The organism is Paraglaciecola arctica BSs20135 (assembly GCF_000314995.1).
In the GTDB taxonomy this organism is placed as follows: domain Bacteria; phylum Pseudomonadota; class Gammaproteobacteria; order Enterobacterales; family Alteromonadaceae; genus Paraglaciecola; species Paraglaciecola arctica.
Genome location: NZ_BAEO01000027.1, coordinates 297093 through 310035 on the forward strand (window position 1 = coordinate 297093; position 12943 = coordinate 310035).

Below are 12943 nucleotides of genomic sequence, written 5' to 3' on the forward strand. Positions count from 1 at the left end.
TCAACTGCTGCATGTTTAAGTCCTTCATAGGGTTTTTACTGTTATTTAGTGTATACAGTGAACAGAGTTTTGCCGCCGATAAATGGCTGACGAAATTTGCCGAAGATATCCAACAAAAAGCACAAAAAAAGAATTTACCAGGCTATACCTTTGCATATATTGAAAAAGGTAAACCCGCTTCGGTGGTTGTGTATGGCAAAGAAAGCAATTCAGGTAAATCTAAAGCAATAGATGTAGATACAGTATTTAGATTGGCATCGGTATCTAAAACTTTTACTTCTATGTTAATGGCCAAATATGTGGCACAAAATCAATTAGATTGGCAAGTGCCTGTGGCGCAATTGGTGCCTGAGTTTTCTAAAGCAAATAGCAAAAGTGGTGAGCTGTTATTACAACATGTTATTGGCCAATCTAGTGGATATACACCTAATGCCTATGACAATTTAATTGAGGCAAATTATGCAGTTGAGCGAGTACTTACTATGCTCGCTGACCTTGAACCTCTTTGCAGGCCTGGTGAATGTTATACTTACCAAAATACCTTGTTTGCAGTAGTCGATAGTTACTTTACGCAACATCATTCATCTTATTCGCAAGCTTTAACCCAAACCTTGATCCAGCCTCTTAATATGCCTCATGCAAGTATTGGTAAAACCGCGTTATTATCCTCAGAAAAATGGGCCAAGCCTCATGTGGCTATTTCAAGAAATCGTTGGCGTTTAACAACAGTTAGAAATGACTATTATCGCTATTCTCCTGCAGCTGGTGTGAATGCCAGCATGCGCGATATGGTCATTTGGATGCGTGCACTTCTCGGTGAAACACCGCAAATTGTGCCACCTGAACTAATTGCTCAAGTGACCACACCACTGACTAAAAGTAAAAAGGAAACATACAGACGTCAATGGCGTGAATTTTTATCAGATGCTCACTATGGATTGGGTTGGCGTATCTACGATTTTGCAGGGCACACCCTTAACTATCATGGTGGCTGGGTACAAGGATACCGTGCAGATATAGCATTTTCACCTGAATTTGGTGTAGGTTACGTGATGTTGATGAACGCAGAATCAAACTTGATTAATGAGTTTACCCCTGATTTTTGGGCTAGATGTTTTAAACACTTAGAACAAGCCAGCTTAGTCGCTGGCTCATTAAAAACAGCACCCTAGGTTTTTAGGTAGGTATAACCTTTTAAGCAGTCTTCATAGAAGTCTGTCCATTTTACACCCTCTCTTGGTTGCATCTGCCCTTGAGCAACGTGTTCATCAATCATCTTTTTCACGCTTTTGGCCATGGAGCTTGGGTGGTATTGCATGATTGAAAGTACATCCTCAACAGATGAGCCGTGGACCATCTCTTCAATGTAAAAGTCTTTCGGATCATCGTCATGACTGAATATATGTACTTCGTTCAAGCGACCAAACAAGTTATGCATGTCGCCCATCACATCTTGATAAGCTCCAGTCAAGAATAAGCCCAGATAATAATCTTCATCTGGCTTAAGGTCGTGCATAGGCACAATATTTGAAATGCCATATTCGCTAATAAATTGATCCAACTTGCCATCACTGTCACAAGTAATATCTACTAAGGAACAGTTAATGGTTGGTTTTTCATTCATTCTAGTCAATGGAACCACCGGCAGTATTTGGTCTATCGCCCAAGTATCCGCGGCAGATTGAAAAACTGAAAAATTGCATAGATACTGAGAAGATAATGCATAGTCTAGTTCCTGCATTTCTTCGGGCACAAACTCTGCGTCTTTGATACGAAGCTGCACTTTTCCCATAATTTGCCAGTATAAGGTTTCAATCTTGGCGAGTTCTTCTAGAGATATAACTCTTAATTTAAAGGCATGTAATGCTTGTTCTTTAAACTGCGAGGCGTCATTAAATATTTCTTGTAAATTGTTTTGATTATCGATGATCTCTATTAGTTCTCGCATATCGCTAACTAAGACATGTTCACCATCGACGAGCTTTGTGGCTATGCCTGCACCGTGAGCTTTTATTTCACCAACAACTTGGGTGACTACACAACTATGGTGTGCAGTAATAGCTCTGCCACTTTCGCTAACTAAGATAGGGTGGGGCACATCTTCTAAGTCGCATACTTGTTTCATGCCATAAACAATATCAGCCACGTACTCCTGCATACTGTAATTTCGAGAAGAGTCGTTAGTTGATTGACTGCCGTCGTAATCAATTCCTAAGCCGCCACCTACGTCAACGTACTCAAGTTTAAAACCCATGCGGTGTAACTCTGAATAGATCATCGCTCCTTCGGCAATGGATTCTTTTACGGCGCGGATATCGGTTAATTGGCTGCCAATATGAAAATGTAATAGTTTCAAACAATCCGCCATGCCATGTTCTTCAAGGTAACGTGCGGCATTGATCATTTCGCTAATGGTTAAACCAAACTTTGCTCTGTCACCACCCGAACTTGCCCATTTTCCACGACCTTTCACTGTCATCTTTGAGCGTATACCTACAATCGGGGCAACACCAAGCTCTTCAGCAATTCTCACTAATAAAACTAATTCAGAAAATTTCTCAATAACCACAATTGTTTTTCGACCCAACTTGCGGCTTAACAAGGCTAAACGCATAAATTCTTCGTCTTTGTAACCATTGAGTATAGTAAGTGATTCGGTATTAGTATTGAGTGCCATAACGGTCAATAGCTCAGCTTTTGAGCCAGCCTCTAACCCGTAGTTAAAAGGTGCTCCAGCGTCGACAATTTCTTCTACCACTTCGCGCATCTGGTTGACTTTTATAGGGTACACGCCCATGTAGCCGCCGTTATACTCAGCTTCTTTAAGGGTATTTTGAAAGGTTTTATTTAACAAGGCTACTTGCGAACGCAGGATATCGTGAAACCTCACCACCAAAGGAAATTGGATGCCTTCTTGTTTGATTTCGTCTATGACTGCTTTGAAATCAATTCTCATGTCGGTATTCGAAGGGTCGGGAGTAATATGTAAATTGCCATTTTGCCCAATTTCAAAATAGCCATCGCCCCAACGTTTTACACGGTAGATATTTTCCGAATCGTCAATGGTCCACTTTTTAGTTCTTGGCATAGTATTTTCTATCTATCAAAAGGTTTTAAACGGGCGGATTATAAAGAACAACAATTGTGCTGGCTAGCATTAAACTAACAACAATGATGCCGAGCCTAAAAACACAAAAAAGCCCACTACATCTGTGACCGTAGTTAATATCACTGAGCCAGCAAGGGCTGGGTCAATACCCATTTTGTCGAGCAAAACAGGGATCATTATTCCAGCAACGGCGGCAATTAGCATGTTGATAATTAATGCCACAGCAATAATGGCAGACAGCCATGGATTATCAAACCACAATGAGGTTATAGCCGAGACAACTAAAGCCCAGAGTAGCCCATTAAAAAAGGCAACTAATACTTCTTTGTTGCCAAGAGCCCTTAGATTCGATGTGGCCAATTGTCCTGTGGCTAATCCTCTAATGGTTAACGTCAATGTTTGACTACCCGTAATGCCGCCCATGCTTGCCACAATGGGCATAAGCACCGCCAATGCGACAACTTGCGCAACAACTTCATCGAAAATGCCGATAACAATGGATGCAGCAAAAGCAGTTAATAAATTGATCCCCAACCATACCGCCCTGCGTCTTGAACTGGTAAACACTGGCGCAAATAAGTCTTCGTCGCTAACGCGCCCCATATGTGACAACTGAGCTTCATAATATTCTTGGTAGACTTCAATGGCATCTTTTACAGAAAAGCGTCCCAGTAGTCGCCCTTCTTTGGTGATGACAGGTAACATTGAGCGTCCACTGCTTTTTACCGCTTCGGACGCGTCAAACAGTTCTAAGTCAGCTGCCAGTACGTGATCTGAAAATTCAGCGACTTGGATAAGAGGGGTGTTAGCTTCACAAGTAAATAATTGATTTATATCAACTTGTCCCAAATAGTGGTCAGTATCATCTACCACCAAAATACTATCGGTATAGGCGGGTAATGCCTCTATTTTTAATGCTTCTAGTAGTTCACCTACAGAAACATTTTTATTGGCTGTGTACACATCATGATTAACGTAACGACCTAGTTGTTCATCTGAGTAGTTGAGTGCCTCTTCGATTAGGCCAGACTCTTGGGCGTTTAGTTTCTTAATTAAACCTTTTGCAACTCGGTTGGGTAGTGCATCCAGTATTTCGACTAAGTGTTCAGTGGTACTGGCAAGCGCAAGATCTTCAATATTTTGATTGGATAGCAACGACATAAGCTGCTCACGGGAGTCATCTCGCATCGCAGCCAATATAGGCGACTTTTTATCTTCACTGAGTGTTTGCCATAACTCAAATCGCAGGTCTTTAGGTAGTCCCTCAAATACAAAAGCCCAATCTTCAGAAGTGAAATCTCGGGCGATAATAGGAACCGCTACTTGATCTTCTTTAAGTCGGTCAAGTAACCATAAAAAAGCACTTTCCCGTTGTTCTTGACTGACCATTTTAATCTCCTTCTAGCTAAACCATATGGTATCGATAAAAGATAAGTACACCATAGTCATTTATTATGATTTTTTGGTGTATCTTATTATTAGCTTATGATGTCAAATGAAGGGCCATTTCTTTTTATTCTTAATCCCACTTAAGAACGTGCCATTACTACCAATAAATTAGAGATACAGATATGCAAGACAGAGAAACTAATCCAACCCCAAGCACTGACGACCCTACTCATATTTTAGAGTTGAGATACCTTACCCTCGACGATTATGCTGATGTGAAGGAGTTGATGGACGTAGTTTATGTTCAAGTAGGAGGCGCATGGCCATTAAAAAATTATCAGGCTCAGCTCAATACATTCTCAGAAGGACAGATTTGTATTGAGGATAAAGGTAAGGTCATTGCCGCTGCATTTTCGGTCATAGTCGATTATGACAAATTTGGTGACAAACACACCTATGATGAAATTACTGGAGATGCTTATTTAGGTACACATGATCCAAAAGGTGATGTGTTATATGGTGTGGATGTCTTTGTATCTCCAGAGTATCGAGGTCTTAGATTGGGTCGTCGCTTGTATGAAGCTAGAAAAGAGCTGTGTAAAAATCTTAACTTAAAATCGATTATGGCTGGTGGGCGGATCCCCAATTATGCTAAACATGCCGAAACCATGACGCCCTACGATTATATCGAAGCAGTCAAGTCTAAAGACTTATTCGACCCTATCTTGACCTTTCAGATTTCAAACGGATTTGAGGTTAAACAAATACTTAAGGCTTATCTTCCAGAAGATAAAGCCTCGATGGGTTACGCCACTCTGCTGCAATGGCATAACATTTATTATAATGCGGAATCCCCTAAGCTTTTTGGTGGCCACAGAAATACTGCGCGAATTGGTTGTATCCAATGGCAAATGCGTTATTTTCATGATGTTGCAGAATTATTGCAACAAGCTGAATATTTTATTGATGCACTTTCAGATTACAAATGTGATGTGGCACTTTTTCCAGAATTTTTTAATGCGCCACTTATGGGTATTAAACCGGCAGAAACCTCAATCGATGCAATATGGAACTTAGCGACATACAGTGAAGAAATCTTAACTGAAATGTCGCGCTTAGCCGTGTCATATAATATCAATGTGATTGTGGGATCTATGCCTGTTGTTAAGGATGACGAGTTATATAACATCAGTTATCTTTGTCATCGAGATGGGCAAATTGACAGCCAATATAAGTTGCATCCAACACCCCATGAGAAGAAGGATTGGATCATGCAAGGTGGCGACAAACTTCAAGCCTTCGATACTGATTTTGGTAAAATTGGTATTCTGATTTGTTACGATGTTGAGTTCCCAGAATTAGGTCGTATTTTAGCTGATCAAGAAATTCAGATACTCTTCATTCCTTTCTGGACAGACACTAAAAATGGTTATCTTAGAGTGCGAATATGTGCCCAGGCAAGAGCCATAGAAAACGAATGTTATGTGGCTATTGCTGGTAGTGTGGGGAATCTTCCTAAGGTAGATAATGTGGATATTCAGTATGGGCAATCGGCTGTTTTCTCACCCTCAGACTTTGCTTTCCCACATGATGCAATCGTTTCAGAAACCACACCAAACACAGAAATGACGTTAATTGTTGACTTAGATTTGGACAGATTGACACAACTTCGTAATGAAGGCTCAGTTAGAAATTATCTCGACAGAAGACGTGATTTATACAAGGTAGACTGGACTGGTAAGTAAGTGAGTGTTCACACTAGTTTGTGATTTTTTAATGATGCCGTGTTTTTCACGGCATTTTTTTTGTGAAAACTTGATATTTATAAGGTCACTATTCAGTTGCCTCTAAAGTAACTTTCTTCTTGATTTAAACTGACTGGTATTGAAAAACTTCATCGATGGACTGGCCAAATACTTCAGCAATTTTAAAGGCAACTTCAAGAGTTGGTGAGTACTTACATTTTTCGATGGCCATGATCGTTTGCCGTGTTACGCCAACCAATTCTGCTAGCTCTTGCTGAGTCATTTCTTCAGCAAAAAAACGTAGTTCGCGGATTTTGTTTTTGATAGGAAGTGTAGCCAAGTTAGTAACTACTTCGGTAATAATAAAGTTGCGCTGAAAATCTAACCACTTCAGAAAAGATGAAACTAAATAGCAAAATATGAGCAGTCAAAAGTGGGATATTTAGCACGTCAGTTTGCGCCATAAACTGCGGATTCATTTCTAAGAAAACGATCCGGCCTAATGAAATAAACACCCCAATGACCAATACAGTGTAACCAAAATTGTTACCTTTATATTCATACAATTTGTCTCTTTCATCAGCACCAAGATCAGCTGCTTTTCGATTGCCCACAGCAAGCATTCCTTGAAATATTATCTCAACAATAATAATAAGAAAAAGTGCTCTAAGAGATAGTTCTAATGCTGTTGTTTTAGCAATCTCTGCAGGCAGCCTACTTAAAGACAATATATTTAAAAAGTAATCACCAAAAATAACTACAGTACTGACTAATGAAATCCAAATACTCTTTTCTTTAAAAGACATATTTATTACCCCTCTGTGATTGTTAATCATCAATAGAGTAACGTAAAGTTAACCTGGTGTACAAAATTATTAACATTGAGTTAGTTTTATTGTACTTTAAGTATGCCGTAGTTGTCTTTTATTCACCTATATCTTCATTCCAAAGCTGAGGTTTTGAGCTGATAAAGTTTTGCATTAAATCGATACATTGCCGGTTTTGCAGCACTTCGACTGAAATACCTTTGGATTTGAGCAAGGCCTCCTCACCCAAAAAAGTGTGATTTTCACCTATTACTACATGGCTAACGCCATATAAAATTATTGCTCCTGAACACATCGCACAGGGTGAAAGGGTAGTGTAAATAATTGCCTCTCGATAAGTCTGTGCAGATTGACGTCCTGCATTTTCAAATGCGTCCATTTCACCATGTAAAATTGGGCTGCCTTTTTGGACTCTACGATTGTGGCCACGACCAATGATTTTGTTGTTATGGACTAGAACTGAGCCTATAGGAATACCACCCTCTGCTAATCCTTGTTGAGCTTCTTCAATTGCAGCTTGCATGAATTTGTCCATCAGCATTCCTTAAGTGTTAGTCAATTTTTGTTAATTGACTGAGTGATATGAGTATTTGCATGTTTGTCTTCAAACACTACAGCACTTTTTGAACTTTTTACCACTACCACAATGACATGGATCATTACGATTTAGGCTGTGGGTAGAGGTTTGTGTAATAGGTTTATTTAAAATTGCGTCTAACTCAATAATGTTTTCTTTCTCAATGCTGTTAATTTCGATATTTGCAACAAGTGAATTTTCTGACAATATCTGCTCAATTTCTTTTTTTCGCAGTTCTGAATTGACGACTAATGTTAGAGGCGAAATTGCGCTCCCTAGTTTCACTTGTCTGTTGGTGTTATAACCAAAATTTTGATATTTTTCTCGTGCATCAATGCGACCTTTAAAGAAAAGCTTAGACATTATTAAACCCCAATATAATTAGGGCTTGATAATAGCAGGATAAGAGTAAGACACTAGCCTAAAGCTTTCATTGTGGGCATATACATCGATGGATTGAGTATATGCCCGTAGCTCATCAGCTATTAGTAGGAATATTTGTTTAAAATATCCTGGTAGGTTTGACTAGTTTTCACTTTTTCTAGTTGTGTATTAAAGTTGCTAAGCTGATCCAGAGTTATACTTTTGTGACTGAACATAACAAAGGCATCACCAGTATGAATAGTGATGCCATGAGCCACTATGTAATTAGATAATGCTTTGCGCCTAATAAGTGTCGCTCCTACAAAACTATCCTCAAGAAATCCGTCAATATCACCATCTAATAACCTAGCTACGTTGAGTTCACCCATAATAGCATTGACGAAATACTTAGAAGTCTCGGGGCCATCTAACAAGGTTGATACATCTGGACCATAAACATAATCCCCCACTATGCCTATTCGACTGCCATTTTTTATGAAGTCAGATAATGTTTCATATTCTGCAAGCTTGTTATCGCCTTTGCGAATGAACAAAGAAAATTCCTCCATTCGGTACGCATCACTGAAAAACGCAAATTGTTCTCTGGCCTCAGTTTTTGATGCTCCCAGTAGAATGTCTACTTCACCCTCTTTTAATGCCATCAACAAATCAACCCAAGTTCCTTGTTGATAGGTGAGTTGGCACCCCATGCCTTCGACAACCGCTGCCACTAATTCTATATCCAAGCCTGCAACACGACCACCAACATCTGTGTATTGATATGGTTCCCATGCGTCAAATCCAAGTACAAATTGGCAGTTTTTGAAGGGTGCTTTTTTATCCGTTGACGTTGTTGTTTTAGCATCTGCAGCAATAGGCGTTGATTGGGTTTGTTCACTGGATGGTTCAGGTTTACATGCGCTAACAATACAAGATAAAAGTATCAGTAAAAATGTATGGCTAATTTTCATAGTATTCTGCCCCTTATAAATTCCTACTAAGTGTAATTTACTATTAGTATTTTGCGAGGGCATTAACAATCTATTAACAACGAGAGTGTTTTAAATCAATGTAAGTTTATAATTCTAATTCGCCATAGATAGTATTTACGAATTAGAAATAATCATCATAAATACAGCCGTATCGATAGTTCAGGTTGATGAAGTAATGATTGCTTACAAATTGATCTCTGAGAATAATTGTAGATAGTGTGTTGGTGATGTATAACACTGTTGTAAGTTATTCTTTGGAGTAATAAATGACAATTCATTGGAATGGGGATACACCCATTTATATACAGCTCTATCAGCAAGTGATAAAGCGCATTCTGGATGGCAACATCAAAGAAGGTGAAGCATTACCTTCTGTTAGAAAAGTGGCTGCGGAATATCAACTCAATCCGCTTACTATTTCTAAGGCTTATCAAATGTTACAAGATGACCTATATGTTGAGAAGCAGCGAGGTAAAGGTTTGTTTGTTAAGCTAGGTGCGCCTCAGCGAATATTGGAAACTGAGCGAGCCTCTTTTTTGTCCACTGAGTGGCCGCTGATCCTGCAACAAATTTCACGTCTTAAGTTTTCAGTCGAAGAACTGCCGCGCACTACCAAGGAGAATAACTAATGTCAGCTATGATTTCGATTAAAGGCCTCCACAAATCTTATAAAAATAAGCAGGTGCTAAATGATGTTAATTTAAGCCTAAGTGCCGGACAGATCTTAGGTTTAGTGGGGCCAAATGGTGCCGGTAAAACTACCTGCTTACAGGCGTTATTAGGGTTAACCAGTTTTGATGGTGTGATTAATGTTTTAGGATATAACCCCAGCAAAAATAGAGAAAAAATGCTGGCTGATGTCGCTTATATTGCAGATGTTGCTGTTCTACCAAAGTGGATTAAAGTCGAGCAATTACTGACATATATGTATGGAGTACACCCCAATTTTAATAGACAAAAGGCCGAAGCGTTTCTAGCCAAAACTAATATACCTGCAACAGCCAAAGTAAAAACCTTATCCAAAGGTATGGTGACACAATTGCACTTAGCCTTAATTTTAGCCGTTGATGCAAAAATACTGATCTTAGATGAACCTACACTTGGCTTAGATATTCTGACCCGTCGTCAATTCTATACACATTTATTGGAAGATTTTTATGATGAAGATAAATGCATCATAGTCACCACTCATCAAATTGAAGAAATAGAACATATACTCACCGATGCCGCATTTATACGGGATGGCAAAATTGTATTAGCCCAAAGTGTCGACGATATTCGCTCTAGGTTTAAATTGCTAGCCGTTGACAACGAACATATAGAACAGGCAAAAATCCATAAACCACTGTTTACCAATAGCATGATGGGCATAACAAGCATGTTATTTGATAATGCAGATCCAGCAATATTGTCCACTTTAGGCAAGGTAAGTTCACCTACATTGGCTGATATTTTTGTGGGAGTGATGACACAGGAGAGCAACTCATGAATAGTTCACAAATCATTACTAGCTTCAGAAAGGAAATCTGGGAGTTCAAAAAAACCTTATTTTGGGTGCCTCTCATCATCGCTATTTTTATCATAGTTGCACCTTTGCTTAAGCTGATGCTGATAGAAGATTACCAAAGCTCGAAGTTGATTGAAAACATTACTAATGTTGATAACTTGGCTAATGTTGAAGGCTTTACACGCTTTTTACTTGCCACCATTATGGGCATGTTTGTACCTTTTATTATAGTGTCACTGATTATTCAGCTCTATTATTTCACGACTTGTTTGTTTGACGAAAGACGTGATTTATCCATTTATTTCTGGCGTTCATTACCTGTATCCGATGTGTTAAATATAGGAGTTAAACTGATTACAGGCGCCTTAGTTGTACCGGCGATATTTATGCTTGCGGCTACCTTTGTAGTCTTGGTTTTTCTACTTTTGGCATTAATTGTTTGCACAGTGTTGTCGTTAGGATATGACTTGTCTTTATGGGGATTGTGGGGGAGCGCCGATATCATTAGCAACTTGGTTTCTATTTGGTTAAATTTACTACCTTATGCTCTATGGATGTTTCCCGTTTTTGCGTGGTTAATGTTAGCCTCGATGTTTGCCAATAAGGCACCTTTTTTGTGGGCGATCTTACCCATAGTCGCCATATTGCTTATTGAATCTTTTGTAGTGGAATATTTACATCTGGATGGGCGTTTTTTCTTTAACACCTTACGTGAATATTTTGCATTTGGGCAAGAGATGTTACCCAATAATGGCTCTGATATTGGGTCTTCTAAGTTCCTACTATTTTCGGTTCTATCTTCAAAAATCAGCCTAGTCGCGACACTACTAGGAGTGGGGTTTATGTACCTTACGTATTGGTTAAGGGTGAATCGAAGTGAAGGGTAAAGGCAGTTAAACCTAACAGCTAAAATTAATTTAAAAATAACCATTTCAGCTATTTTCACTACCATCAATGTTATAGATTTGTTGGTAGTGAAAATTATTTGAGATTATATTGTAAACAGCTCCTCGTATTCTGCATATTTACCCGACTTGCATTACTATATTAGTTATAAACCTATATTATGCGCGGTCAAAATTTTAGACCGGGTAGAGAAATATGCTACCTAATGAATATGAGTGAGATATACCTATGAATTTAACTTCGTCCCTTTTGGCTGTTTTTGTTGGTGCATTACCATTGAATGCTTTCGCCGCCGCTTTTCAACTTTCAGAGCATAGTGCAACGGGGCTTGGTCGAGCTTTCGCCGGTGAAGCAGCTATCGCTGATAGTGCGTCTGTTGTGGCTAGTAACCCCGCGCTAATGTCATCTTTTAAAAAGGCCGAATTATCCGTTGTGGGTACATATATTTTACCCGACGTTGGTGTGTCTGGTGAAAGTGCCCCTGTTTATTCAAGTGCTGCTGCCCTTGATAATGACAGTATTGCGCCTGAAGCCCTGATACCTGCAATTTATTATGTCACCCCAATAAATGAAAAGGTGGCTATAGGTTTTGGTGTGTTTTCAAATTTTGGGTTAGCCACTGAGTTTCCAGAAGATTATGCCGCAGGGCAACTTGCTGGTATTTCTGAAATCACTACTGTAAATCTTAATGCTAGTGTGTCATATCAAATCGATGCACATTGGTCAGTAGGCATGGGCCTTAATTACATTTATGCAGAAGCAAATTTAGTTCGCCACTTTGGAGACAATCCTTTGGGGCTACCAGCGCAGACTGTTGCTGTAGACTTAGAGGGTGATGATAGTGGTTATGGTTGGAATGCTGGGCTTGCATACGAAATTAATAAGGGCTCACGTTTAGGATTACATTATCGTAGTAAAACAAACCTCACTTTTGAAGGTGATTATACAAACCAATTACCTGCTGCATTAGGCGGCTTATCAAGCGCTGTTTTACCTGGTTATTTAGATCTTGAGTTACCTGCGACCGCTGAATTTTCTGGGGTGCATTCTATTGATACAAAATGGGCATTAAATTATAGCATCGTATGGACTCAGTGGAGTCATTTTGAGTCTTTGGAAGCATATGCATCAGAAAGTAATACTCTTTTGTTTTCAAAGAAAGAAAACTTCTCAAATAGTTTTCGCTATGCGTTAGGCGGTAGTTATCAACTGGATAAAAATATCAAATTGCGCGCTGGATTTGCTTATGATGCAACACCTACAGACAGTAATCATTTATCTATCTCAATCCCCGATTCTAACCGAAAATGGTTAAGTGCAGGAGCCAGTTATAAAGTTGATAAAACATCATCTGTCGACATGGGTTTGAGTATTATTAAAGGTGATGAACACACCTTTGATGAAACTGACAACCTAGGTAGTATATGGACATTTAGTAGTAAAGGCGACGCGCTGATATTCTCCGCTCAGTACAACTATAAATTCTAAAGCTATTCTGAGCTGATTTATCCATGTCACTTGTTTAAAT

At 39.2% G+C, this 12943-nt stretch carries 13 protein-coding genes; 6 read left to right on the forward strand and 7 right to left on the reverse strand.

What is annotated here, in order from left to right; translation table 11 throughout:
• Nucleotides 1–11 precede the first annotated feature (11 nt).
• Complete coding sequence (locus tag GARC_RS10480; RefSeq protein ID WP_007619656.1) at nucleotides 12–1172, forward strand: serine hydrolase domain-containing protein; 1161 nt, start codon at nucleotides 12–14, stop codon at nucleotides 1170–1172.
• Here GARC_RS10480 and speA read toward each other — a convergent pair.
• Both speA and GARC_RS10490 read right to left on the reverse strand, forming a co-directional pair.
• Nucleotides 1169–3088, reverse strand: coding sequence for a biosynthetic arginine decarboxylase (gene speA, locus GARC_RS10485; protein ID WP_007619658.1), 1920 nt, complete (start codon nucleotides 3086–3088; stop codon nucleotides 1169–1171). The two genes, GARC_RS10480 and speA, sit on opposite strands and share 4 nt — an antisense overlap.
• A gap of 69 nt (nucleotides 3089–3157) precedes the next feature.
• Entirely contained in the window at nucleotides 3158–4498 is a 1341-nt protein-coding gene (locus GARC_RS10490; RefSeq protein WP_007619660.1) for a magnesium transporter, read from the reverse strand.
• A 182-nt stretch (nucleotides 4499–4680) separates the two neighbouring features.
• Here GARC_RS10490 and GARC_RS10495 point away from each other — a divergent pair, with 182 nt between their 5' ends.
• Complete coding sequence (locus tag GARC_RS10495) at nucleotides 4681–6243, forward strand: bifunctional GNAT family N-acetyltransferase/carbon-nitrogen hydrolase family protein (protein ID WP_007619663.1); 1563 nt, start codon at nucleotides 4681–4683, stop codon at nucleotides 6241–6243.
• 124 nt (nucleotides 6244–6367) lie between these two features.
• Here GARC_RS10495 and GARC_RS10500 read toward each other — a convergent pair whose 3' ends face one another.
• The 5 genes from GARC_RS10500 to GARC_RS10520 all read right to left on the reverse strand — a co-directional run bounded on the left by GARC_RS10500 (nucleotide 6368) and on the right by GARC_RS10520 (nucleotide 8981).
• Nucleotides 6368–6583, reverse strand: coding sequence for a helix-turn-helix transcriptional regulator (locus GARC_RS10500; RefSeq protein WP_007619665.1), 216 nt, complete (start codon nucleotides 6581–6583; stop codon nucleotides 6368–6370).
• Nucleotide 6584: 1 nt separating this feature from the next.
• On the reverse strand, nucleotides 6585–7049 hold the full coding sequence (locus GARC_RS27275) for a hypothetical protein (RefSeq protein ID WP_007619666.1): 465 nt from the start codon (nucleotides 7047–7049) through the stop codon (nucleotides 6585–6587).
• 118 nt (nucleotides 7050–7167) lie between these two features.
• Nucleotides 7168–7605, reverse strand: coding sequence for a nucleoside deaminase (locus GARC_RS10510; RefSeq protein WP_007619668.1), 438 nt, complete (start codon nucleotides 7603–7605; stop codon nucleotides 7168–7170).
• 69 nt (nucleotides 7606–7674) lie between these two features.
• The gene (locus tag GARC_RS10515) at nucleotides 7675–8010 is read right to left on the reverse strand and encodes a PBPRA1643 family SWIM/SEC-C metal-binding motif protein (protein ID WP_007619670.1); all 336 of its coding nucleotides are present in this window, start codon (nucleotides 8008–8010) and stop codon (nucleotides 7675–7677) included.
• Between the two features lie 122 nt (nucleotides 8011–8132).
• Nucleotides 8133–8981: a substrate-binding periplasmic protein gene (locus GARC_RS10520; protein ID WP_007619672.1), complete on the reverse strand. Its 849-nt coding sequence runs from the start codon at nucleotides 8979–8981 to the stop codon at nucleotides 8133–8135.
• A gap of 287 nt (nucleotides 8982–9268) precedes the next feature.
• Here GARC_RS10520 and GARC_RS10525 point away from each other — a divergent pair, with 287 nt between their 5' ends.
• The 4 genes from GARC_RS10525 (at nucleotide 9269) to GARC_RS10540 (ending at nucleotide 12903) form a co-directional block, all read left to right on the forward strand.
• On the forward strand, nucleotides 9269–9631 hold the full coding sequence (locus GARC_RS10525) for a GntR family transcriptional regulator (protein WP_007619674.1): 363 nt from the start codon (nucleotides 9269–9271) through the stop codon (nucleotides 9629–9631).
• Entirely contained in the window at nucleotides 9631–10491 is an 861-nt protein-coding gene (locus GARC_RS10530; RefSeq protein ID WP_007619675.1) for an ABC transporter ATP-binding protein, read from the forward strand. Before GARC_RS10525 ends, GARC_RS10530 begins: the two co-directional genes overlap by 1 nt.
• On the forward strand, nucleotides 10488–11396 hold the full coding sequence (locus GARC_RS10535) for a hypothetical protein (RefSeq protein WP_007619676.1): 909 nt from the start codon (nucleotides 10488–10490) through the stop codon (nucleotides 11394–11396). Before GARC_RS10530 ends, GARC_RS10535 begins: the two co-directional genes overlap by 4 nt.
• Nucleotides 11397–11643: 247 nt before the next feature.
• Nucleotides 11644–12903 carry an outer membrane protein transport protein gene (locus tag GARC_RS10540; protein ID WP_007619677.1) on the forward strand — a complete coding sequence of 420 codons (1260 nt, stop codon included), beginning with the start codon at nucleotides 11644–11646 and terminating at the stop codon, nucleotides 12901–12903.
• Nucleotides 12904–12943: the final 40 nt, after the last annotated feature.